Below are 24,116 nucleotides of genomic sequence, written 5' to 3' on the forward strand. Positions count from 1 at the left end.
TTGATGATTCAAGGGGAAGGCTCCCTCAGGAGTTTCTCCGGGCCGACGGCAACCGCCAATCGGGGCCGTGAAGCGCCCGAACGGGGCCTCCTCCGATCATTTCTTTTTTAGACCGCACCCCCCCGGCACGAGGTTGGGCAAGAAATTCACGACCCGGCCCCCATCCAAGGCAAGAGCAGATCCTATTCACGGAGAGATACCAGGGATGCGAACGTATTTTTGATGTTTCCCCGATCTCGCATCATAACCATACGTACGTTCCTCTATACCGGGCTTTCCAGGTTTCGACGTAATGAGCGATTGTTTACTTGTGTACCTACACGCCCATGGTGTACAAACTTTGCGTCGTGACCCACCTTGCGAGAATTCCAAATCGCATCAACAGGCCGACTTGGCCGGCATGGCAGCGGAGGTTTCGCACGGGCGCTTCCTATGATTTCCGATGCTCCTGGCGGCATCCCCGGCCGGAATGGTGGGAACGCTCGGAACACTTCCGAAATGCTGTGGAAGAGCCGAAACATGAGTTCGAATTCAGTCAGCAACCTGAAAAGAGGAACCGTATGAATTGGGAAAAGCTTTTCAAGCCCCGCTCCATTGCTGTGGTAGGAGCTTCCACGAAAACGGGGCTGAACATCAATATGTTCTTTTCTTCTCTGGTAACAGCCAAGTTTCCAGGCCGGCTCTACCCGGTAAATCGTAATGCCACGGAGGTCCTCGGCTATACGGCTTACCGCTCGGTACGGGATATTCCCGACGCGGTGGATTATGTGATCATCGCCGTGCCCCGAGCCGGCATTATCCAGGTGATCGAGGACTGCATCGCCAAACAGGTTCCCGTGGCCCACATATTCACCGCGGGGTTCGGGGAAACCACCACCCCCGAGGGAGAAAAGCTGAACAGGGAACTGAAAGATCTGATTTCAGGCCGTATCCGGCTGATCGGGCCGAATTGCGTGGGTATTTATTGTCCGGCATCGCACATGGCGTACCTGCCGAATCAGCCTATCGTTCCAGGAGATATCGGCTTCGTTTCCCAGTCCGGAGGACATAATTCCCTATTCGTGGCCACGGCTACGTCCCAGGGGCTTTACTTCTCGAAGGCCGTCAGTGTGGGCAACGCCATGGACTTGGGAGTCAACGACTTCCTCGAGTACCTCGAGGGGGACCCGGACTCCCGCATCATCGGAGTGTACGTGGAAGGCATGCGAAACGACCAGGGCCGTCGGTTTCTCGAGCTGGTGCGCAGGATCTCCCCGAAAAAACCGGTCATGATCATGAAGGCGGGCCGGGGTGAAGCGGGAGCCCGCGCCGCCGCCAGCCACACGGGTTCCATGGCGGGGACCTACTCGATATGGGAGGATATGGCGGCTCAGGCCAATGCCGTGCTCGTGGACGATTACACGGAGATGGCGGATTTCGTCTGGGCCTACAAGTGCATCGAGCGCCTTTCCGGCCTCAGGGCAGGCGTGGTGGCCGGAGGTGGAGGAAACTCGGTCTGGACCGGAGACACACTTTCCACTCTGGGACTCACATTGCCCCCCCTGAGCACGGATACGCAAAAGAAGATCTTGTCGCTCACCGACGCAGTGGGAACGATCGCCCGAAACCCCGTGGACCCCAACTTCTCCATGTTCGATCCGGAAGCGCAGTACGGGGTTTTCACCACATTGGACGCTCAACCGGATATCGATTTCCTGGTCAACGTGGGCGTATTCGACTTCCTGTACCATCAAACCGTGGCTTCCGGCCTCGTTACCGCCGGAGAGCTCATACAGGACTATGTGCTGCGCCTCGACACCATTCGCGCGCGGGTGGAAAAACCTTTTGTGAGTGTGGCCTTTCATGTGTCCGAGAACGCGGACATGACCGCCATTCTGAACCGGGTCAAGCACGAAGCCCGCGCCAAAGGGATCCCCTGCTATTCCAGTCTCGAGCGCATGGCCGCGGCCATGTGGCGGCTCCATGGGTATCTGGTGCGCCGCAACGGCGCCGGTGGGAACGCCTGATTATTCTTGACGAAGAACACGCCGGCGGAGAGTTTAGAGAAGAAGGGAATCTCAAGGGCCCGCAACTTCGGAGCCGGTGTGCTTGTTGGCAAGGGTTTATTCCTTTTCGCATGTTCAGCCCCCAACGTGGCCGACCCACGATCCGGCAAGGGGCGCGCGATTTCGGACATTAGGGATGTATTATCCACCCGGCAGGCTTATCGGAAGGGCGTAAATCCGCAGCAGCGACTTCAAAAACCATTGGGGGAGAGGCGTCATGGACAAACAGAGCATCTTGAGAAAAGTCAATGCGATTATGGCCGTTGTTTTGTTGCTCCAACCCCTTTCCGGATTCCTCCTTGCCGGCACGGATTGGGAGTTCTTCGAGGGCATGCACGTCATTGGAGGAATCACGTTGCTGGCGTTTGCGGCGATCCACCTTTGGTTGAACTGGGGCTGGGTCCGTATGAATTTTCTGAAGAAGGCAAAGTAGGTGAAGCCCTGAACCGCTGGGCATGGAGGCATAAGCTTATAGGATTCATTGCAGAACGAGGAACAGATTCGCAACTCCACCGGATCTTTCTCCTCCAGACTGCTCTGTTCACTCCTGGTTTGGTCGGCTTCCGGCGATTTCACCGTCCGATTGAAAACTATGATTCTATGTCTCCCATGCCCGCACTGAGTTCAGAAACGGCGACTATCGCAGTGTATATCCAGTAACCTTAAATCACTACGAACAGTTGCCGACCCGCCGTTGAAGTTCGTTTTGATGCAAAGAATTTCATCGATCAAATCCTCTCCAACAATTTCAAGATCCCATCAAGAATGGACAGTGGATGCGGCGGGCAGCCGGGAATAAAGAGGTCCACCGGGACGACGGACACAGCACCGTTGTGCTGTTCGGCATGACCAATGAAGGGCCCACCGGACACGGCGCAGGCTCCCACAGCAATGACGATCTTGGGATCAGGGACGGCCGCGTACGTTTTTTCCAGAGCAAGACGCATGTTGACGGTCACCGGACCGGTGATCAGCAGTCCGTCGGCGTGCCGTGGCGAGGCGACGAATTGAATCCCAAAACGGCCCATATCCCAGGCCGGCGTACCGAGCACGTTGCAATCGGCCTCGCAGGCGTTGCAGCCGCCGGCTGAGACTTGCCGAAGTTTGAGGGAGCGGACAAAGAATTTGGCGGCCGGTTCGTTGCGAGCTTGTATCGTATGATCGACCCCGCCTCCGATGACCAATCCCTCTCGTGTGGGGGATGCCGAAGAGTAATCCCGGGTGAACCGGATCAAGCCCTGGGGGCAGGCCTTTTCACAGGCCCGGCAGAAAAGGCACCGGCCGGTATCCAGTGTCACGGAGCTTCTTTCGCGCGCAAGGGCTATGGCGTTCGTAGGACACACGGTCATGCATGCGCCGCAATCGGCGTTGCAGGCATCGTCTCGAAGCACGGGTCTTCCCGCGAACCGGGCAGGCAGCTCCGGAGCCGGGCCGCCCGGATAGGTCATGGTGCGATATTTCTGTTGAAATCGTGTTTTGAGTGTTCTCAGCATGAGATCTTCTCGGTACAGTGACGGCTATAGATCGTGACCACAATAAGACAGGTTGAAGCTTTTGTTACACAATGGAAAATCGGAAATCTGCTGCCGGCGCAAGGCCAGGGCCAGACCAAACCAATTGTGAAACGACGGGTCGACCACTTTGTAAAAAGCAAAACGGCCTTCCTTGTCCGTACCGGCCACGTGGCAGATCTCACCTCGCCATCCTTCCACCAGACTGACCGCTAGGGCATCGGATTTCAATGCCGGTAAGTCCCGGCTAAGGGGCCCCTTCGGAAGCTCCTGCAAGCGTTGGCGGATGAAGTCGATCGATGCTTGAACCTCCAACCAGCGAACCTGGGCGCGGCCGAAGCAATCACCGCTGTGCCAGGTATTCACCGGCAGATGCGCCAGCCGGTATAATCCGTACGGAAATTCGAAGCGTACGTCCCGAGCCAGTCCACACGCCCGGGCGGCTACTCCTACCAGCCCGATTCGCCGGGCGGTATCGACGGATACAACACCGGTCGACTCGAAACGCGCCATCACCGAAGGAGTATCGAGCATGAGCGTCACCGCTGCAATCACATCCTTTTGAACGGCTTCCAGGCGTGCCGACAGATCATCGATCAGCTCGGAATCCAGATCCCATTCCACACCAGCCGGCCGGATCAGTCCGCGGCCAAAGCGGTTTCCGCACAAGGCGGCTGTCATATTCAGCACATCGCCGCGAATTCGACCGCAATAATTCATGGTCGGCAAGAACCCCACATCACCGGCCATCGCGCCCAAGTCACCGATGTGGTTGGCCATTCGCTCCAACTCGGCGGCAATCACCCGGATTACCTCGGCTCGGGGCGGAACCTGAATGCCCGCCAGCGCTTCCACGGCGTGACTATAGGCCATGACATGTCCGATGGTGGTGTCCCCGGCGAGGGTCTCCATGTAATGAACCGTGCGGGGGCCCGGACCTCCGATCATGGCCCGCTCGATGCCCCGATGCTGGTAGCCCAGAGAAATCTCAAGGTGATACACGGTTTCGCCGTGGCACAGGAAACGGAAATGGCCGGGCTCGATGACACCGGCGTGCACCGGACCGACCGCCACTTCGTGGCTTTCCTCGCCTTCCATCGAAAAGAAGTCTGTCACTCCCACGGGAGCGGTTTCCGGACAACCGGCCGCATGACCGCGCGGAGGTTCGAAACGGATTGGCTTGAGCCAGGGATGGCCTTCAGGAGTTATTCCCCATTGCTCGGCGATTTCCCGTTCGAACCAATGCGCCGCCGCGCAATCAGGCGTCAGCGAGGGCCATCGATCGAAGAGGGCGCCGGTCAGGAGCCCAATCTCGGAATTTTCCGGAAAGCTCAATACGGCGATTATTGTCAATTCGCCGTTGTCGGCGGAGGGCCGGACCGGCATGGCCGAAAGACGCGCGCCGTATGCAACAGCCGCGATAACCGCCTGACGGAACCGTTCGAAGGGGACCGCGGGGATGGCCTCCAGACTTATGGTTTCGTTGTTTCCGATCATGCAGAAATCGTTGATGATCGACATCAGCGCCCTCCTGCCAATTGGGCGGCCCGAGACAGAAAGTCCCAGATGGCCGGGGGCATGTACAGACCCAAGAAAACGACTCCGATGCCCAGACTCGCCGCCGGGATAACGAACCAGCGAGGTTCGCGGGCATAAGATGCGTCGCCGGTCGTTGCCGCCGGCTCCCGGGTCGAACCGAAGACCATCGGCAAAACGACCCGCGCCATGGCAATGAAAATGATTCCCAGGGCCGCCAGGTATCCGGCCGCAACGGCCCAGCGCCCGCTTTCCAATGCCCCTTTGAGAATGGTCAGTTCGCTGATGAACAGACCGAACGGCGGCGAACCCGTGATTGCGAGAAACCCGGCCATCCACAGGAAAGCGGTTATAGGGAGGGAATGCAGTGCATGGCGAACGTCGGCCGCGGTTTTGGCGCCATAGACGTGCAGCAGCTGTCCGGCGCACAGGAACAGCATCCCTTTCGTCAACGAATGGCAGGCCGCGTGGAGCATGGCGCCGACGCCGGACAGACCTCCAAGGCCCACGCCGAGGGAGAGGATTCCCATGTGCTCGATACTCGAGTAAGCCAACATCCGCTTGTAGTCGACCTGCCCGACAATAAACACGGCGGCGATCGACATGGAAAGCAGCCCGAAAAAGACCAGCAGCTCGCCGCTGAACGTCCCCAATCCAGCGGCATTCAGCACGCTGTTTCCTCGCAAGATGCCCAGAAAGGCGCAGTTGAGCAAGGTCCCCGAGAGCAGCGTCGAGACCATGGACGGGGCCTCGCTATGGGCATCGGGCAACCAGGTATGCATGGGGGCAAGCCCCATCTTTGTGCCGTAGCCGACGAGCAACATGAGGAATGCGGCTTTAAGCCACAAGGGGTCCAGGCCGGCGGCTTTGGACAAAAGATCGTCCAGGTTGAGATGCACCTGACCATGGCCGGCGTATGCCAGGAAGAAATTGCCCAAAAGGGCCATGGCTATTCCCACCGAGCAGATCATCAGGTACTTCCAGGTCGCTTCCAGACTGCGGTGATGCCGGTGAAAGCCGATGAGCGGCGCACTGACCAACGTGGTCGCTTCGACCGCCACCCACAGCAAGCCCAGATCCCGACTGATGCAGACCAGGCTCATGGTGGCGAGAAATAGCAGCAGGCAGCCGATGAATTTCGCTTCCGGCCAATTGTAAAAAGCGAAACCTTCTTCCGCGTCATTGACAATACGACCCGATTCGCGTCCGAGATAGCCGGCGGTATAAACGGCAACAGCGGCGAATAGGATGCTGGTGACCGCCAAGAACAGCAGGCCCGTGGCGTCGAGGCCGACCCACGCTCCGGGTTCGACGGCCGCTGGGCGCACGGCGTTTACGGCGACCGCAGCGACGTGCCCGCCGCTGCCGAGCAGCAGCATGGCCCGGCGCAGACGCCGGGAGGAAATGAAGAAAGCCGCGGCTCCGAGAACCGCGGGAATCGCAACAATACTCAACAGCATGATCTCAATCCTTCAGTTCTGACAAGCGGTCGGTATCGATATGGTCGAATTCTCGGTTGATCTGGTAGATGGTAATCCCCATAACGAAGACCGCCACGAACACGTCAAGCAGTACGCCCATTTCCACCAGCAAAGGTTCCTTGACCGCGAGCGCCGCGCCGAAGGCATAGATCCCGTTTTCCATGACCAGGTACCCAACCACCTGGGTCAGCGCTTTGCGGCGCGAGACGATGATCAACAGACCGGTCAGAATGCTGAACAGGGCACCGGGGAGCAATGATGCCAGACCAGGCCCCGTGGCTGCTTTCAACGGCTGGGCAATCAGAAACGCCAGACCGAGCAAGGCGATGCCGGTGAGAATGGACACGGTATAGCCAATAAAGGGTTCAATCTCCCGTTGTACGTCCGCTGCACGCATGCTTCGGCGCAGGAGCCAGGGCAACAGCACCCCCTTGACCGTCAGGGTTACCAGCGAAAGCGTCATAAGCCGAAGAGGCCAAGGGTGGTCGGCCAAGGTCAGGGGAATCACGGTCAGGGCAATTGCCTGCAGCACCATGGTCTCAATCATGGCTGCCAGTCGGCTCGAGGACAGCAGCCGGAAATTGGTCAACACCAAGCCCAAAACAAACACATCGGTCCAGATCGCCATGCTCACCTCAGTATCCAGAAGAATGCCGCCAGTGTAAGGGCCAGGGCCACCACCAGCATCTGCGGCACACGCAAGAGGCGGAGGCGGGCCATGGTCGATTCGATAATTCCGACGATCACCGCCGCAATAAAAACCCCACCAATATGGACGGCCAGATCCAACATCGGTCGTCCCGTGCGTAGAGGTATTGCCAGGCCCGCCAGCAGTGCGGCGAACAGCCACAATTTCAGGGCGGCGCCGTATTGAATGAACGCCAGATCCACTCCGCCGTGGTCCAGCACCATGAGTTCATGAATCATGGTCAACTCCAGATGGGTCGTGGGGTCGTCCACCGGGATGCGGGCATTTTCGGCCAGCAGCACCATCAACAACGCCATGGCCACCAGCAGGACCGAAGCACTGGCGGGGAGCGTGCCTTCAGACCAGAGGCGGCCGTAAATGCCGGAGAGGTTGAACTGGCCGGTGCCGGCAGCCAACACCGCCAGCCCGGAAAAGAGAACCGGCTCGGCCAGAAGCGCAAACTGCATCTCCCGGGCGGCCCCCATTCCTTCGAAGGCCGATCCCGTATCCAGAGCGGCCAGGACCGTGAAGAAACGCATCAGACCCAAGGAATAGGCCAGAAAAACAAAGTCCCCCTGAAAGGCAAATGTCGCCCTGAGTCCTCCTGCCGGGACAGTGGCCATGACCGCCAGAAGAACGGCCAGCCCGATCAGCGGCCCTGCTCGGAATATCCAGGTGGCGGTCCGGCTGTAGACCGCGCCTTTTCTCATCAATTTGAATAGATCATAGTAGGCCTGCAGAAGCGGCTGGCCTTTGCGTCCGCCGAAAAAAGCTTTGGTCCGGTTGATGACGCCCAGCAGCAGCGGCGCCAGCACTACCGCCAAAACCCAGTAGAGAATGGATGCCGTCAATGTCATGATTGATCACCTCAGCTTCAGCACCAATAGAACGAGAGCGGTAACCGCAATGTAAAGCACATAGAGCTGGTTGCGGCCCTGCTGCAGCCAGCGCAGGCTGCGGGACAGGCTTGCGACGGCTCGGAACAGCGGCGCGAAAAGATGCTGTCGGAAAGGGTCGGCGGTGTGCGAGGCCAGGTACGCCTGCTGCGGAAAATCACCGACATCCATGCGCTCCACCATTCGGGGTCGAACTATCCAGCGGAACATGTTGATGATCGGCCAGGCAAAAGAGGATGCGGTATATTGCATGCGGGCCGTCGGGGCGGCGTAGCCGCAGTCCCAAGTCGGCCCTTCGGAGATCGATCGGCCGTTAAACAGTCGGCGTCGGAAACCCGCCAAAACGATCGTTATCGTGACAATGATGCCACCCCCCAAACTGACGGAGACTAGCCAAGGTCGAACGGAGACGGACGCGGCCGCTGCGGCTGATTCCCCCAGCAGCTGCGCGGCCGCCGGGTAAACCAGCCCCACGCCCAGTGGAGCCCCCAGACCAAGAAGGACGCACAACCCGGCCAGCACCACCATGGGGCGCCGCATGGTATAGGGGCGCTCTTGGGCATGCAGAGCGCCCTCGGATCGCGGGGATCCCAAAAAGGCAACACCGTACACCTTCGCGAAACAAGCCGCCGCCAAGCCGCCGATCATGCTGAGGGCGAGCAGTGTAGTCATGCCTGCGACCACGAGACCACGATCGACGGCTGCCGACGTAACGGCGTTGAAGGCCCCCATGTAGATGAGCAGCTCGCTGACAAATCCATTTAACGGAGGAAGCCCGCAGATGGCCACCGCGCCGATCAGGAAGGACACAGCGGTGTTCGGCATGAGTTTCTGCAACCCGCCGAGACGATCGATTTCGAGCGTATGGGCACCTTGTTTCACTGCGCCTGCCCCGAGAAAAAGCAGGCTTTTGAAGATGGCATGATTACAGACGTGCAGCAACCCGCCCAATATCCCCAAAGCGGCCAACTCCGGACTTCGGAAGGCGCTGCCCAGCAGCCACAATCCGAGCCCCAGGCAGATGATGCCGATATTCTCGACGCTGTGGTAAGCCAGCAGGCGCTTGAGGTCATGCTGGGCCAGAGCGTACAGCACGCCAAGAACGCCCGAGATCGCGCCGATGATCAGCAGGGTCCAGCCCCACCAGCTCGGCGGCGGCCCCATCAGCGACAGAATGCGAACCAGACCGTAAATGCCGGTCTTGATCATCACTCCGCTCATCACTGCCGAGACATGCGACGGCGCCGCCGGGTGGGCTTCCGGCAGCCAGATATGCAGTGGGAAGAAACCAGCCTTGGCGCCAAAACCCAAGACCGCCAGCACAAACAGCACACCCGCCATGAGCGCGCCGGAAGGAGCGGCGAGCCGGTCGAAGTCAAGATTCGCATGTGCTCCGCCAAGCAGCACAAACAACGCCAGCAGGCAGGCTGCTCCCAGATGCGCGGCGGTCAGATAAATCCAGCCCGCTTCGCGCACTGAAGCTTTTTCGTGTTCGAACATCACCAGGAAGAACGACGACAGGGACATGCCTTCCCAGGCCATGATAAATAAGATGCCGTTCCGCGCCATCACCACCAGCAACATTCCTGCAATCAGCAGGTTGAAAAATGTCCACGCCGTCCCAATATCTCTGCGTTCCTCGTAGGCTTTGAGATAACCCACTCCGTAGATCGCCGCCAGGGCGCTGACAACGGAAATCAGAACGATAAAAAGGGCTGTAAGGGGGTCGACGGCGACATAGAAGCTTCCAAAGGGCGCCTGCCATGCTAGCCGCAGGGTCAACGTTCGACCGGTGAACAACACCTCGGCCGCCGGCCATAGAGACAGAACCGCCCCGGTCACACTGACGGCAGCGCCCAAGCGGGATGCAGCTCTCGATGAACCCCGGAGAAAAGAACAGGCGATACCGCCTGCGGTCAGCACCAGCAGCGAGAGTAGACTTAATCCCATGCTCATGACGGTTGTTTCACCTCGAACTTGATCTTCTCCGCTAGATGAGCATCCAACAGGCTCGCGGCCTGCAGGATGGTGTCCCGTGAGTCGATTCGCGCAACGGCATCGGCAAATTCCGAAGCGCGCAGTCCAAAGGAAAGCTTGGAAAGCAGATTGAGGTGAGCTTTGATGGTCGGACTGACAATAGTGAAAAGCGTATGCACCGGACGTCCGTCGATGGCCTGGAAGTCAATGGCGTGCTCCAAGAAACACAGAGCCACCAACGGCCGGGGTACGTGCAAGGCGATGGGATTTCTCACATGAGGGATGGCGATTCCGCCGCCGATGGCCGTGGAACCCAGTGATTCACGAGCCAGCAGAACCTGATACAGAAATTCGCGATCCACCTCCTGGGGTAGCGCCAGGATGTTCACCACACTGTTCAGTACCGCCGCTTTATCGCGGCCCTCCACACGGTAATGAATACCGCCGGTTTGCAGGGCTTCGGCCAACGAAGGGACCACGGCGCCCTCCGGCTCCTCCAGGATTCGGGGCGAGATCGGCACTCGGTTGGATGTCGCCCACTCCAGTAATTCCGCTCGATTGAAGCGGTATTGATTGCTGATTCGATGAAACGGCAGCTTGGCCTGCGCGACCCAACGATAGATGGTCTTCTCCGACACGTGAAGTAAGGCGGCCGCGTCTTTGATTCGAAGCTTCATACGTCTCAAACTCTCCTTCCGTTCTCAAAACCACTACCTCTTAGACAAAGGTGGACACATTTATTCCTTTGCATGGCGCCTGTCAATCGCTATTTGGACTTTATGCGATTTCACCGGCGGCGAAGCCGGTATGGAATATCCCTGATCGAAAGGGCATCCATGGGAAGGATTGCGGCGCGACGGAGATTATCGAACTCTCCCTCAGCGGACAAAAGAGCAAAGGGTTTCAAATCTGCCGTACGCACCCCGCAGCGTTCGAATCGACGTGCGGTGGCCCTCCTGCGACGAGCGACCGGACGATGCATGATGTCGATGACACGGATGGTTTGGCAACGCGAAAAGGTTCATGTATACTAAATAACTTTTAGCGTTCCAGCTTACCGGGAAGTGGGCTCCGGGCGTTTGTCCGCTTAAGCCGCTTAACCCCAACTCGTGTTTCACGGGTTTCAATTATGCATAAGGAGCAACTATGGGTCAGAAGAAGATGAACAAATCGGCAACGGATGTGGTGCTGGTCAGTGGAGTTCGAACCCCCTACGGGAAATTCGGGGGCGTGCTGCGCGACGTGGAAAGCGTCGAACTGGGCGGGCATGCCATCCGTGAGGTGCTTAACCGTGTAAACGTTCCCGGCAGCGAGGTGGACGAACTGTTCTACGGATTATCCATCATTTCGGAACCGGTACAGGACGGAAAGGGAGACGTGCCGGATCGGCGGGCGTTGCTGAAAGCGGGCCTTCCACCGGAAACCGTGTCAATGGCCATCAACAAAGCCTGCTGTTCTTCGCTGGTGGCGGCCCACATGGGGGCCAGAGCCCTGAAGACAGGGGAAGCGGAAGTGGTCATCGCAGCGGGCGCAGACAATATGGGCCGCTCGCCGCTCATCATTTCAGCGGGAGTCCGCTCAGGCACTCGCATCGGGCACGTTGTGGCGCATGATACCTTGTTCGAACTGGGGTATAAGGATTTCAACCCCGTGTCCGTGGACGCGGGCCAAGTGGCCCTCGAATACGGCGTTTCCCGGGAAGAACAGGACCAATGGGCCCTTCGAAGCCAGATGCGGTACGCCGCGGCGGCAGCCGCCGGCAAAATCAAAGCCGAACTCATGTCCATCGAGATCCCGCAGGCGAAGGGTCCGGCCCTGATCTTCGACAAGGATGAATGCCCCAGGCCGGACACCACCTTGGAAAAACTGGCCAAGCTTCGTACCGTGTACGGCAGCCCAACGATCACACCGGGTAACGCTCCGGGCCTGGACGCCGGCGCAACGGCGCTTCTTCTCATGACCCGCAAGAAAGCGGAATCCATGGGCCTGCCTGTTATGGCCACCATCCGCTCCGCGGCCATGTTGACCATGAAGCCCAATTATATCGCCGTGGTTCCGGCGCCGACTATCGAAAAGGCCCTGAAGCTGACCGGCCTGACCCTGGACGACATCGACCTCATCGAGATCAACGAGGCGTTCGCCGCCATGCCGCTGGTTTCCAGCAAAGTGCTGGCTCAGACCTACTACAACGGCGATCCGAAAAAGCTCGAAGAGATCAGGGAAAAGATCAACATAAACGGCGGATGCATCGCGTGCGGTCATCCCGTGGGCGCCAGCGGTGCGCGCATCCTCATGACCTTGGCTAATGAGCTGAAACGACGCGGAGGCGGACTGGGCGTCTGCGCGATCTGCGGAGGCCTGGCCCAAGGCGCCGCTGCCGTGATCGAGGTGGAGTAGAGATTATTCTTTAGGAATTGAGGGAAACTTTAGAAAGTTTCCCTCAAACTCCCTTCAAATACCTTGAGCAGTCTTGAATGGTTAGCAAGCTCCTTCGGTCTCGGGGTATTACGGACCCGAAATTCGTCTTTCCTCCAGCCTCTCCGCCTAATTATAGGCGGTGAGGCCTGCGTAAAGAGCTTTGAAAGAGGGCGCGGGGGAAAACTTTCTCGAAAGTTTCCCCCCGTGCATGATTACTTTCCTTTTCCCTGACAGCAAAGGGGCGCAGAATGAAACAGGCTTTGAAAGGCATGCAGGTGGTCCTTCTTCCGTTGCTGATTCTATCATGGTGCGCCGCGAGTGCGGCCGAACCGTACGAGGATGCCGACAAGACGCTTTCACCCTATTTTTTCGTTAAAAGCGAGGATCCCACCCTGGATCAGCTTCCACTGAAATCAACGTCCGTCAAAGTCGAGGTTGCGGGCGTCATTGCGGACGTTCGGGTTACCCAGGTCTACAAGAACGAAGGGAAGCGCCCCCTCGAGGCGATCTATACCTTTCCGGCCTCTACAAGAGCGGCCGTTTACGGCATGCAGATGACCATCGGCGAACGTACGATCGTGGCCCGGATCCAGGAACGGGAGGACGCGAGGCAAGCCTACGAAAAAGCGAAAAGTGAGGGGAAGAGCGCTTCCCTGCTCGAGCAGCAGCGTCCCAACGTATTCCAGATGAATGTGGCCAACATCCTTCCGGAGGACGTGATCAAGGTAGAACTGAGTTACACGGAACTCCTGGCGCCCACCGACGGCCTGTACGAGTTCGTCTACCCCACGGTGGTGGGTCCCCGCTATTCCAATCTCCCGGCTTCGGCGGCCCCTCCGTCCGAGAAATGGGTGGAAAATCCCTATCTTCGAGAGGGTGAACCCCCTACGTATACGTTCGATATTCAGGTGGATGTGGCTGCGGGCATACCAATCCGAGACATCGGTTGCAACTCCCATGAGATCCTCACCAAGTTTCATGGTCCGAGCCGGGCCACGGTTCGACTCATGGAAAACGAAGGGCATGGCGGAAATCGCGATTATATTCTCAAATACCGTCTCGCCGGTGACCAGATCGAATCCGGGCTGCTGTTGTATCGGGGGGAAAAGGAAAACTTCTTCCTGCTCATGGCGCAGCCTCCCAACCGAGTCACCGAACAAGAGATCCCGGCCCGGGAGTATATTTTCGTCGTGGACGTTTCGGGCTCCATGCGCGGGTTTCCTCTGGATACCTCCAAGGCCCTGCTGATGGATCTCATCGGACGCCTCCGGACCGTGGATCATTTCAACGTGCTGTTGTTTGCGGGCGAATCCAGCCTGATGGCCGAAAAGTCCGTTCCGGCCACAGCCGAGAACATTCAACGAGCCATGCATCTCATCGATACGCAACGGGGTGGAGGCGGGACCGAACTGCTTTCGGCCCTTCGGCGGGCCCTGGCCCTTCCGAGAGAAGATAAGTGCTCCCGAAGTGTTATCATCGCAACGGACGGGTATGTACACGTGGAGAAAGAGGCCTTCGATCTGATCCGGAACGAGCTGGGAGGCGCCAACTTTTTTTCCTTCGGGATCGGGACGAGCGTCAACCGCTTCCTCATCGAGGGCATGTCCCGGGCGGGGATGGGCGAATCGTTCATAGTGACCAAGCCCGGGGAGGCGGAAGCCAAGGCGAAACAGTTCGTCCAGTACATCCAGGCTCCGGTCCTTACCGACATTTCCATAGATTACGACGGATTTGAAGTAGGGGACGTGGAACCTCCCGCCATTCCGGACGTTCTGGCCAAGCGACCAGTCATCGTTTTCGGAAAATGGAAGGGAGAACCTTCGGGCGTTATCCGCCTGAGAGGAATGGCGGCCGGCGGACCCTTCGAGGCCGCGTTTGACGTCGCCGAGATCGAGCCTTTGGACATCAATGCTCCCCTGCGTTACTTGTGGGCCAGACACCGGATCGCCGTGCTCGGAGACTACAACATTGTGGCGCCCGATGACGAGCGTGCAAAGGAAATCACCCGATTGGGCCTCGAGTACAACCTGCTCACGGCCTACACCTCCTTTGTTGCCATCGACACCCTGGCTCGCCGGGAAGACGGCCAGGTGACCACGGTAAAACAGCCGCTTCCCTTGCCTCAGGGAGTCTCCGATTACGCAATCGGTAGCGGGGCTTTCGGAGCGGCCCAGATGAGGATGACGAGTCCTTCTCCCGCGGCCCCAACGGCGTCTCCGACCGGGTATCCCTCCTATCAGAACGCGAAAGCCGAGGAATCTGCGCCCGCTGTGCGCGTTCAGGAGGCGCCGACCGGGATCGAGGTGAAGGGGGATCTGACCGTGGAAGCGGTGCGACGGGTAGTGCAAGACCGGTTCACGGACATGGAGCGATGTTACCTGGAAGGGTCAAAAAGGCGTTCCGGCCTCAGAGGAACGGTGAAGGTCGCCTTCATCATAGGTCCCGACGGCCGCATCGAAAAGGCGTGGATTGCTTCGGGTCTCGAGGATGCGGATTTCGACAAGTGTATCAAGGATCTCGTTTCCCGGCTGCTGTTTCCCAAACCCAAGGATGGAAAGAACGTATCCGTGGTCTATCCGGTGACCTTCGAAACGCTCCGTTAACAGCGGACCTCGATTTTCGCCGAACATCCGGTCATTATTGACGGGGGGAGGCCGTTTGATACCCGCCTTTGGCGGCTTCCCCCGATACTTCCTGCTTAAGAGCTTTTTGGCGAACGCCGCCCTCGAGCGGACGCTCGACTTTTGTTAAGCGGGAGTCGGCTCACGAGGACACAATTAGGTCACGGATTCAGCCCCAAGAGCTCCCATCTTCCAGACCCGCGTCCTTTTCCACAGACAGTTTTGCTCTCCTTGCTCCAATCCTCCCAAAAGTCCGAAAAAAAAAGTCGAAATGCATTGTCACGACTAGAAAAAGCCCATAAGATATAATGAATGGAGGTTTCACCCCCACTGGATATGAGAAATCCATTGCGGTTTCCGGAGGTCTCGCACATTTCATAATCTTTCCGGCGCAGGTGCGACTTTCGACATCACAGGCAGGCCTCAACCATGCTTGAAAGGCCCGAAACTTGCCTATCATGAAACCGACCGGCGGAATCAATAAGAGTTGAAACAAGAGTACGTCCATACCGGACGAACGGATGATAGAAAGGAGGGGTTATGAATCGTGCCAAAGGACTCTTTCTGTGCATTCTGTGGTCTTGGCTCGTGTGCGGTCCCGCAGTAGCCTGGGAGACGACCGGAAGCCTTAGGGAATGGGACACCTCGCCTTTTCGGCCCTACGATATTGCGGTGACGTCGGACGGGAAGGCATGGATGACCTATCGCAACGTGAGCGGGGCTGGCTGGCCCGAGGGAATTATCATGAGGCTTGACCCGACCAGTGGATCACAGGCTCTATTTGGTACCCCGCCGGCGTGGGGGGACGTCGGCTTCCAGACCATCGAACGGGCTTCGGACGACACCCTTTGGGTCACCGACGATATAGGCGACCGCCTCGTGCGCGTAGTAGGCACATCGGGCGCCGTCGGCTTTCAGGAATTCCCGATCCCCAGCCCTCCTTTCGGTTCGCCGGCGGAACCATTCGGTGTTCGAATCGCCCGGGACGGTTCCATATGGTTCACCTGCTGGGGCGATCCCTCTCTTGGACGCTACGTTCCAGCAACGGGAACCTGGCAGCGCTTCGCGCCTCCCGGGGGTTTTAACGGCGGCCTCCCGGTGGATATCGCTTTTGCTGAGAATGGAACGGTCTGGTTCACGATCAAGGAGGTGCCTTCCGCCGATCCCCAACCCGGATTGGGCCGTTTGATTCCCGGAACCGGCGCGTTCACCCTGTGGACCGGAGATCCTTACATCGGCATACGAAATCCTTTCGGCATCCTGATGGTGGACGGCCTCATCTGGTTTCTCGATCACACCGCCAGCCTCCTGATCCGGTTCGACCCGGCCACCTCGACCTTTAGCAGGTTCCCCATGCAGTTGAACTCCGATGCGCACTTTCTGGTAGCGGACCCGGACGGCAAACTCTGGATGACCGCCTTCGGAAATTCACGTATTTACACCTTCGACACCGATATGTACAGCTTCGAGAGCTTCGGGTTACTGGACGTGACGAACGTAGGTCCCATGGGCATAGCGCTCGGCTTCAACGGAGACGTATGGTGGGCGGAGTCGTATTCCGCCGATTTGGGCGGCGCGGGCCGCTTCATCCCCAAACAAGTATTCGGTCTTTTCCTCGGCCGCTCTTCCTCCTGCGACCTCAGCAGAGCCATCTCCGACTTACAATGTCTGGGCATTACCATCCAGGACGGAGCAACCTTGGACATGGGCAGCGGAGTCATCGAGAATATAGGCAGGCTGAAGATGGAGGAGGGCGGAATCCTGATACGTGGCAGCGCCATGACCACGAACCCGTGTTTCGGATTCATCCCGGTGATCCTGATGATGATGGAGTGACGCCGGGTTCGGGCGAAACGCCGGGTCGAAAAGGTTTTAGGATAGTGGATTTCCTTAAACAGGCGGATTGGAGGGGGATATCATGCGAATAAGAATAAAGAAAGTGGTCACGACTATGTTCGGAGCAGCCCTTCTGCTGGGAAGTCTGACGGCTTGGGTCGGGACGGCTTTGGCGGGCAACGTCGAGATCCAGCTGCCGAGCACGAACGGCGGTGATTCATTCCAGGTGGAGGATGCGCTGAGCAGCGAGATCTTCCAAGTGCTGAGCAATGGAAGGGTCGCGATCGGAACCACCAACCCTCACGACCGGAAACTACACATATCCACGGCAGGGAATCTGGTCAAGTTCGAATATACGGGCACCGCCGGTCACGCCGCGTTGGATCTGGACAGCCCCAACATCCTGGTCGGAAACCTGTGCAGGCTGGACTGGCGGTCCAACGACAGCAACGGCAACAATGATCAGTTCGCCGCCATCGATGTGGTCTACCGCGACAAAACCAGCGGTTCGGAAGACGCGGATATGGTGTTCAGAACGATGAAGAGTGGATCCAACGACGAGCACATGGTCATCAGCCACGAAGGCTTTGTGGGTATCGGATACTCGACTCCGAGCCGAAAGCTCCATGTCAAAGACAGCCAAAGCACCATCACGGTCGTCAATTTCGAGAACACGTACAACGGTTCCAACGCCGATGTCATGAATCTGAAAATCAACCGCAGTGATCCGGGCGTCAGTAATCGCTTCATCACGTTTTATGACGACGTGGGAGTGGTCGGCCGCATCGAGGGAAACGGGGCAGGCGGTATTACCTGGGTGAGCGGGGGCCTTGATTTTGCCGAATGGCTGCCCCGGCTCGATCCGGACGAGATCATCGATGCCGGTGAGATCGTGGGCGTGTTTGGCGGCGAAATAACAAAAGCCACAACCGGCGCCGACCAAATAATGGCCGTAGCCGCAGCGCCTCTGGTTCTGGGGAATGCCCCGGATGAAGAAAGCGAATCGTCTTATGAAAAAGTAGCATTTATCGGTCAGATCCCGATCAAGGTTCGGGGACCCGTCCGATCGGGTGATTATATTGTGCCTTCAGGATTGGACGATGGAACGGGCATGGCCGTTTCTCCCGAGGCCATGACACCCGATCTGGCGCTCCTGGTGGTGGGAAAAGCCTGGGAAACGGCAACGGGCGAAGACGTAAAGCCGGTCAACGTGGCCGTCGGCCTGCATACGGCGGCCCCATCCCTCTATGCCTTAAACCTAAGAATGGACGTCGAGATCAAGAACTTGAAGCAAGCCAATGACGATTTGCTGGCGCGCCTGGAAGCCCTCGAACGTCAGGTACGGTCCCTGCAGCAAGGACTTAGATAGGAGCTAAACGCAGCAGAAATCGTGTCCACGAGGCCGGCACACCGGCCTCGTTCTGTTTCCGGTTCGCGATTTGACACGGCTATTCCACCACAAAGACAAACGGATTGGGCGACATGACGGTCACGCCCTCTCCAATAATCACCAGATGCAGCAAGTACGTTCCCGCTCCGAGCGATACATTCGTGCTCCTCGCATTCACACCGCCCGTGTTGGTGGAATTGAATGAATTAAAGAATACAATCTGCCCTCCCCCGTTTACCACGATCCAATAGCCGGTGTAGGTTTTCTCGGATTCGAAGGCATACCTTGCATAAAGGTTAACCGTCTCCCCGGATTTGAAAACTCGTGTTGCAAAGTCATTGAGGAAGGCTTCGGGATCGGACGGGGCAACGGCTGTGTACACCTCTCTCACGATCGACCCGTCGCTGATGGCCTGGTTCGAAAGAGCGCCAGGAGAATAGGACCAGGATTCATCCTGCATGACCTCTGTCCCCGAGTAGGCCAAACTTCCCATGTTCAGAACCAGCAGACACGTTAAAAGCAGGTAACTCATTCTTCTCATAAGATCACCTCCTGTCGCCACCCGATCAGCCGGGCAGCGCCTTTGTGTTTAACGTAAGCATCAACCGTCCAAAATCCAGACTGAGTCCACGTTAACCTACTCCCTCCGCCTTTCAGCATCCGCGAATCCAATCCGAGCGACAACAAAAGGCACGCCTTCATAGCACCGGTCCTTTGATCCATTCTACCGTAGGACGGACATGACGAAGTGCCCCGCTTCAATGAATGTCACGATAGTCCGATTCGGAGTTCGGAACGGCTCGTCATCGCATTTCGATGGATACATCTTATGGATCAAGGCTGCATAATGATGCGGACATCGACGGCCAAAAGCGCCGCTCCCTCGCCCTTAAGCGGATTGATGTCCATCTCTTGAATGCGTGGGGTGTCACGCGCAAGCAGAGACACCCTTACCAGCAGATCCGCCAGGACCTCTACATCCATCCCCGCTTGACCGCGTACTCCCTCGATCACACGCAGGGCCCGCATAGAAGTGATCAAGCGGCGGGCCTCTTCCTTTGATAGAGGCGCCAGGGCGAAATGAACGTCGCCCAGGGCCTCGGCATATATGCCGCCCAAGCCGAAGGCCACCAAATGACCAAAGGCGTCCTGCCGGCTCAGGCCCAATAACACTTCATTGCCGGAAACCGTCTGTTGAACCATAACCCCGGTAGCCTGGGCGATATTCATCAGCCGGTCCCAGGCGGCGTGGGCCGCGGTCAGATCCCGAATACCGGTCATAATCCCACCCAGGTCACTCTTGTGCAGGGGACCGATGACCTTCATGACCCAAGGGAAAGGAATCTCTCTCGCCAACTCGTCCAACTCCTTGCGCTCGATGAGTTCGCGCTGCGCCGGGACCGGGATACCCGCGGCGGCCAAGACCTGCCGTGTCCGGCTCCCGGATACCGTACCCCGAATGCCGTCCAGGAGATTCCTGATTGCGTCCGGATCGTAGCCGGACGGGCAGGATTCCGGTTCCATGGGCTTGGGCCGGTTTACCATCCTGCCCAGGGCTCGCGCCAGGGACACCTCGTCCTCGAAGTAGCATTTCCCGGCCGTCCGGAATCTCTCCAAGCCCGCGGCGGAGGAAACGGCCGTGACAAAGGAAGGGAAAATCGGGATGTCCATGGTGTCCATGGCTTTGATGATAACCTCATATATGTCCCAGTTGTGGGAGCCCCACGGATTCGCGGCAAGAAGTACAATAGAGTCCAATGCATCCGACTCTTCCCTGCCCAGTATCTCGAGAACGCTCGAGAGCTGAGCCGGGGTGCGCGATGGGAGACAGTCCACAGGGTTGCCCAACCCGGCGCCGGGGGGCAATACCTCACCCAGAAGTTCGCGGGTTCGAGATTTGAGCTGAGGCACCACAAACCCCTGACGATTCAACTCATCAGCGGCCATGACTCCGGGACCGCCTGCGTCGGTGATGACGCACACTCTGCGACCGTTGTAGGATCCTTTGGCCAGGACCAGGGCTATGGCCAGGTCCACCAATTCCAATCGCGACTGGACGCGAATGATCCCGGCTTTGTCGAGCAAGGCTTGCACTGTTTTGTCGCTTGTGGCCATGGCCCCGGTGTGACTGGCCGCCGCCCGGGAGCCGGCTTCGGTGACTCCGGACTTGATACCCGTGAGGATGCAGCCTTTGGCCGCCAGGCTGCGGGCATGTTTCAGCAGGATCTCGGGATCGCCCACCTTCTCCAAATAGAGCATGATAAACTTCGAACTCATCGGCCCGTGATCCGCGTCATAGAGGGCCAGCGCATCGGTGACGCCGATCTGGGCCGAGTTGCCCACTGTAACGAACGTGTGGAACTCGAGTCCGCGCCTCACCGCCTGCTCGATCAGACAGTCCACCGTAGCTCCGGAACCGCTGATGAAGTCGATCCCTCCGGGACGCATGTCCGGCAGAAGGCCCGCAAATTTGCCCGCGTGGACCGGAGACATGACGCCCAGGCAATTGGGACCCAGGAGCAGTATTCCGTTTTCTCCGGCGATTTGCGCCAGGCGCATCTCCTCTTGTCGGCCGCGCTCGTCCACTTCGCCAAAACCCGCGCTGAGAACGATGACATGCTTCGTGCCCAGTTCCGCCAATTCAGTTAGGGCGGATACCACCGACCTCGCGGGGATTGCGATAAAGGCCAGATCCGGTTTCTGGGGAAGGTCCTGCAACGTGGGAAACGCCGGCCTCCCCTGAACTGTTGAAGCTTTGGGGTTGATCAAGAAAAGCCGCCCGGTATAGCCCTTGCTCAGAATGTTCTGGACGATTTTCCCTCCGGGCTTTTGCGTGTCGTCACTGGCTCCGATCACCGCGATGCTGTTCGGAGCGATGAAATTATGCAACATAGTCGTCTCCAACATTGTATTCCTTTTTCAGCAGAACGATGCTGTCTTGAATCTACCTCGCGCAGTCGAGTCAAACGGTCAGCCAAACCACTACGCCTATCAGTAATGAGGCAAGCGCTCCCAAGGGTATGGTCCACCGCAGGATGTCGCCCTCCCTTCCAACCGCCCCGCACATGGGTGTAGCCAGTGCGACTTTGATCGGGGAGGAGATCGATCCCACCGAACTTCCCACGGCCAACGCCGCGGAAAGCCATACGGCGGACACTCCCAGCAGCGACGCGGCTTGCACCTGAAGCTGACCGAAGAGCATTAGCGACGCCACGCCGTACCCGGTGAGAAATGTTCCCACCCACCCCAACAAAGGAACGAACACCGGATAGAATTCCCCCGTATACTGCGCCAGTCCATGAGAAATGATCCAAGGGATGTTGTGGGCGGAATCGAGCTCGGAAAAGCCGGGCGCGTAGCCGGTATAGGAAATCACCTGACCCATGGCGCCGAACAGCCCCATGGCTACAAACGCGCGCCAACCCTTCCTCGCACCATTTCCAATCACGGCCTTCATCTGCTCTTTCGGAACCCGCTGCAGTCGAACGGCAAGCAAAAACGCCAGAAAAATGTACAGATAGGCCGAAAACAGGGGCCGGAAGGCGATGGCGTGAACGCTGATGAGCTTCACCTTGACCACGAGATGCTCGAAGGTCAGTTGGCGCAGGTACGGAATCGAACTCACCGAAAGCAGGCACACCAACAGAAAAAGAAAAGGCGCCAGGTCCACGAAAATACCCTGGTTCACCCGAAGCCTGCCGGATCCGAAAAGGATGAAGCCAAAGATCACCGCCATTCCCGCCAACGTCCCGGAAACCGAAACGTCCACGAAGACCGCGGCGGCAAGCGCTACCACTCCCGAGAATAGTCCGGTGAACATGATCACGGTGAGCCTGCCAAGGCCCCAGGCCCGCTGGGGAAGATACACCGGTAAGAGCAGCGCCATGAGTAACGATGCCGGAATGGAAAGCCATGCAGCGGCAATCCCGAGGTCTCGGACCGGCAATCCGGTGACCAGAGCAAGCACGGTCACAATAATGCCGCCCAATTCCAGTGTCATCAACCCCGCATAGCCGATGATCGAAAGGGCCGCGGATCCGGTGGGCGACACACCGGCCGCGTTCAGCATGGGCGCTACCACGGGTTCCGCGATCACGCCCGAACCTTCCATAAAGTTGCCGACGCCAAAGGTGATCAGCACGTTCCGACCGAAGGCGTCCCCTGCCCCGCCCTTGAACCATTCCACGATGCGCTTGAGGGAACCCGTGGTCATCAAGAGGCTGGACAAAAAAATCCCGCCCAGGACCACGAGCAACAAGGGCAACGTGGTCAATATCCCGTCCAAGGCGGCCATGACCGCCACGACCGGCGACGTGTTAAAGAAGCCCACGGCCAAAATCAAGGAGAAGAGAAGACCGTACACGGAAAGTTCGAGGGCGGACCGTCGCAGAAAAACGGTGAGCACCGTCAGAAGCACAACCGGTGACCAACTCAATAAAAATAATCCCGTATTCAGCACATCTACTTAGACCAACATGATCTATCGGGACGCGCAACAAGCCGATTCAGTCCGGACAGGTGCAAGTCGCCGGCCGGCAGTTGATCCATACCTTTCGGATGAGACGTTTGGGTAGAAAAAGGGCGTACTCGTGAATCTTCGCGCACACTAAGATGATCCCGTTCCGCTGTCAAAATCTTTTTGGATAGGCGTTCAAAGAACCCTCAAGGAGGCAAACGTATATGAACGTCGGATTCCAGACAGGTGAAACGAACCATCCGGCGACGATCCGCGCATGCCTCGCCGGATATCCGGCAGGCATCTACATCGTCAAGGTAGGTCGTCCCTCGCCTGAGCTCTGCGCCGAAACCGGACCCAGACCAGTACTCCCGCCGCCATCAGACCAAGGGTCACCAGCCTGGTGGTGGTCATCAGGCCGTAGAACATTTCTCCCCGGAAGTCGTCACGAAAGCTTTCCAGCACCATGCGCACGGCGCCGTGCAGGATCAAAAAAAGACAGATCACCTGAGCGTCCCATTTCTTCTGTTTGCTGAAAACCCACAGTACGACGAACGTAATAAACGACGTAACGGACGTATAGATCTGGGTAGGGTGAAGCGGTATTCCCTGGGGCGCCATGGAACCGGGGTGATCGAACACGATGGCCCACGGAAGCTCCGTGGGTTTCCCGTAACAGCATCCCGCGCACAAACAACCGATGCGGCCGATCGCGTCCCCCAGTGCAATACCAGGGGCAACGATGTCAGCCACCATCCACTCATTCAATCTTACCCGTCGCATATAAATGAATCCCACCGCCAGGGCTGCCGCCAACCCTCCTGAAAATACCATACCGCCTTTCCAGATCCGGAGAACCTCAAAAGGGTGACTCGCAAAAAAATCGGGGTACAAAAACACGAAAAGCCCACGTGATCCCACAATGGCCGCCACCATACTCCAGGCATAGAGATTCCGAATGAGCCTGACGTCCAGTCCGTTTCTCCGGGCTTCTCGCACGGACAACTCGAATCCCACGAGAAATCCCAAAGCCACAAACACGCCCCAGGAATGAAGAACAAATCCTTTGAATTCAGCGATCTCGGGAAACATGGTGTTTTCCGGTGGGGCTCCTTGATGGGGAATCTGCCGCTGCATCGCGGCTACCCACAATCGCCTTGTCATTTCAGCATAGGCGAGCGCCTGAACGACGTCAAACGAAGAAACGCGCCCGCCTGGAATGCGTCTCTATCCGAGGAAATGATCGAGCGGGCGGCTCCAA

At 58.1% G+C, this 24,116-nt stretch carries 17 protein-coding genes; 6 read left to right on the forward strand and 11 right to left on the reverse strand.

What is annotated here, in order from left to right; genetic code table 11:
* Positions 1–560 precede the first annotated feature (560 nt).
* A complete protein-coding gene (locus HY788_16175) occupies positions 561–2,006 on the forward strand; it encodes a CoA-binding protein (protein ID MBI4775680.1) in 1,446 nt (481 codons plus the stop codon).
* A gap of 256 nt (positions 2,007–2,262) precedes the next feature.
* A complete protein-coding gene (locus HY788_16180) occupies positions 2,263–2,478 on the forward strand; it encodes a DUF4405 domain-containing protein (GenBank protein MBI4775681.1) in 216 nt (71 codons plus the stop codon).
* A 295-nt stretch (positions 2,479–2,773) separates the two neighbouring features.
* On the opposite strand, the gene HY788_16185 is transcribed toward HY788_16180, so the two are convergent.
* Genes HY788_16185 through HY788_16215 form a run of 7 tightly spaced genes read right to left on the reverse strand, consistent with a single transcriptional unit; the run spans position 2,774 to position 10,811 of the window.
* Positions 2,774–3,538, reverse strand: coding sequence for a 4Fe-4S dicluster domain-containing protein (locus tag HY788_16185; GenBank protein MBI4775682.1), 765 nt, complete (start codon positions 3,536–3,538; stop codon positions 2,774–2,776).
* Positions 3,539–3,562: 24 nt separating this feature from the next.
* Complete coding sequence (locus HY788_16190; protein ID MBI4775683.1) at positions 3,563–5,053, reverse strand: NADH-quinone oxidoreductase subunit C; 1,491 nt, start codon at positions 5,051–5,053, stop codon at positions 3,563–3,565.
* Between the two features lie 23 nt (positions 5,054–5,076).
* Positions 5,077–6,552: an NADH dehydrogenase FAD-containing subunit gene (locus tag HY788_16195; protein ID MBI4775684.1), complete on the reverse strand. Its 1,476-nt coding sequence runs from the start codon at positions 6,550–6,552 to the stop codon at positions 5,077–5,079.
* Positions 6,553–6,556: 4 nt separating this feature from the next.
* Positions 6,557–7,201 carry a hydrogenase gene (locus HY788_16200; GenBank protein MBI4775685.1) on the reverse strand — a complete coding sequence of 215 codons (645 nt, stop codon included), beginning with the start codon at positions 7,199–7,201 and terminating at the stop codon, positions 6,557–6,559.
* Between the two features lie 2 nt (positions 7,202–7,203).
* The gene (locus HY788_16205; protein ID MBI4775686.1) at positions 7,204–8,112 is read right to left on the reverse strand and encodes an NADH-quinone oxidoreductase subunit H; all 909 of its coding nucleotides are present in this window, start codon (positions 8,110–8,112) and stop codon (positions 7,204–7,206) included.
* 12 nt (positions 8,113–8,124) lie between these two features.
* Entirely contained in the window at positions 8,125–10,113 is a 1,989-nt protein-coding gene (locus HY788_16210) for a hydrogenase (GenBank protein MBI4775687.1), read from the reverse strand.
* Positions 10,110–10,811, reverse strand: a complete 702-nt coding sequence (locus HY788_16215) for a PTS sugar transporter subunit IIA (protein MBI4775688.1) — start codon at positions 10,809–10,811, stop codon at positions 10,110–10,112. Before HY788_16215 ends, HY788_16210 begins: the two co-directional genes overlap by 4 nt.
* 484 nt (positions 10,812–11,295) lie before the next feature.
* On the opposite strand from HY788_16215, the gene HY788_16220 reads away from it, so the two are divergent.
* From HY788_16220 to HY788_16235, 4 genes are all read left to right on the forward strand, one after another.
* Positions 11,296–12,531 carry a thiolase family protein gene (locus HY788_16220; protein ID MBI4775689.1) on the forward strand — a complete coding sequence of 412 codons (1,236 nt, stop codon included), beginning with the start codon at positions 11,296–11,298 and terminating at the stop codon, positions 12,529–12,531.
* Positions 12,532–12,800: 269 nt separating this feature from the next.
* Positions 12,801–15,155: a TonB family protein gene (locus tag HY788_16225; GenBank protein MBI4775690.1), complete on the forward strand. Its 2,355-nt coding sequence runs from the start codon at positions 12,801–12,803 to the stop codon at positions 15,153–15,155.
* Between the two features lie 558 nt (positions 15,156–15,713).
* Positions 15,714–17,009, forward strand: a complete 1,296-nt coding sequence (locus tag HY788_16230; GenBank protein ID MBI4775691.1) for a hypothetical protein — start codon at positions 15,714–15,716, stop codon at positions 17,007–17,009.
* 82 nt (positions 17,010–17,091) lie between these two features.
* Entirely contained in the window at positions 17,092–18,378 is a 1,287-nt protein-coding gene (locus HY788_16235; GenBank protein MBI4775692.1) for a hypothetical protein, read from the forward strand.
* Positions 18,379–18,457: 79 nt separating this feature from the next.
* Here the strand turns inward: HY788_16235 and HY788_16240 are convergent, their stop codons facing one another.
* From HY788_16240 to lgt, 4 genes are all read right to left on the reverse strand, one after another.
* Positions 18,458–18,940, reverse strand: a complete 483-nt coding sequence (locus HY788_16240; GenBank protein ID MBI4775693.1) for a hypothetical protein — start codon at positions 18,938–18,940, stop codon at positions 18,458–18,460.
* Between the two features lie 293 nt (positions 18,941–19,233).
* Positions 19,234–21,291 (reverse strand): acetate--CoA ligase family protein, encoded by a 2,058-nt coding sequence (locus tag HY788_16245; GenBank protein MBI4775694.1) that lies wholly within the window; start codon positions 21,289–21,291, stop codon positions 19,234–19,236.
* Positions 21,292–21,361: 70 nt separating this feature from the next.
* Positions 21,362–22,834, reverse strand: coding sequence for an L-lactate permease (locus HY788_16250; GenBank protein ID MBI4775695.1), 1,473 nt, complete (start codon positions 22,832–22,834; stop codon positions 21,362–21,364).
* Positions 22,835–23,167: 333 nt separating this feature from the next.
* The gene (gene lgt, locus HY788_16255; GenBank protein MBI4775696.1) at positions 23,168–23,947 is read right to left on the reverse strand and encodes a prolipoprotein diacylglyceryl transferase; all 780 of its coding nucleotides are present in this window, start codon (positions 23,945–23,947) and stop codon (positions 23,168–23,170) included.
* Positions 23,948–24,116 lie beyond the last annotated feature (169 nt).

Source organism: Deltaproteobacteria bacterium (assembly GCA_016208165.1).
Taxonomy (GTDB): Bacteria; Desulfobacterota; Desulfarculia; order JACQYL01; family JACQYL01; genus JACQYL01.

Bases quoted from the DNA above. Each gene is read 5' to 3' on its own strand.
- HY788_16175 (MBI4775680.1), top strand. From the start codon at position 561: ATGAATTGGGAAAAGCTTTTCAAGCCCCGCTCCATTGCTGTGGTAGGA.
- HY788_16180 (MBI4775681.1), top strand. From the start codon at position 2,263: ATGGACAAACAGAGCATCTTGAGAAAAGTCAATGCGATTATGGCCGTT.
- HY788_16185 (MBI4775682.1), bottom strand. From the start codon at position 3,538: ATGCTGAGAACACTCAAAACACGATTTCAACAGAAATATCGCACCATG.
- HY788_16190 (MBI4775683.1), bottom strand. From the start codon at position 5,053: ATGATCGGAAACAACGAAACCATAAGTCTGGAGGCCATCCCCGCGGTC.
- HY788_16195 (MBI4775684.1), bottom strand. From the start codon at position 6,552: ATGCTGTTGAGTATTGTTGCGATTCCCGCGGTTCTCGGAGCCGCGGCT.
- HY788_16200 (MBI4775685.1), bottom strand. From the start codon at position 7,201: ATGGCGATCTGGACCGATGTGTTTGTTTTGGGCTTGGTGTTGACCAAT.
- HY788_16210 (MBI4775687.1), bottom strand. From the start codon at position 10,113: ATGAGCATGGGATTAAGTCTACTCTCGCTGCTGGTGCTGACCGCAGGC.
- HY788_16215 (MBI4775688.1), bottom strand. From the start codon at position 10,811: ATGAAGCTTCGAATCAAAGACGCGGCCGCCTTACTTCACGTGTCGGAG.
- HY788_16220 (MBI4775689.1), top strand. From the start codon at position 11,296: ATGAACAAATCGGCAACGGATGTGGTGCTGGTCAGTGGAGTTCGAACC.
- HY788_16225 (MBI4775690.1), top strand. From the start codon at position 12,801: ATGAAACAGGCTTTGAAAGGCATGCAGGTGGTCCTTCTTCCGTTGCTG.
- HY788_16230 (MBI4775691.1), top strand. From the start codon at position 15,714: ATGAATCGTGCCAAAGGACTCTTTCTGTGCATTCTGTGGTCTTGGCTC.
- HY788_16235 (MBI4775692.1), top strand. From the start codon at position 17,092: ATGCGAATAAGAATAAAGAAAGTGGTCACGACTATGTTCGGAGCAGCC.
- HY788_16240 (MBI4775693.1), bottom strand. From the start codon at position 18,940: ATGAGAAGAATGAGTTACCTGCTTTTAACGTGTCTGCTGGTTCTGAAC.
- HY788_16245 (MBI4775694.1), bottom strand. From the start codon at position 21,291: ATGTTGCATAATTTCATCGCTCCGAACAGCATCGCGGTGATCGGAGCC.
- lgt (MBI4775696.1), bottom strand. From the start codon at position 23,947: ATGTTTCCCGAGATCGCTGAATTCAAAGGATTTGTTCTTCATTCCTGG.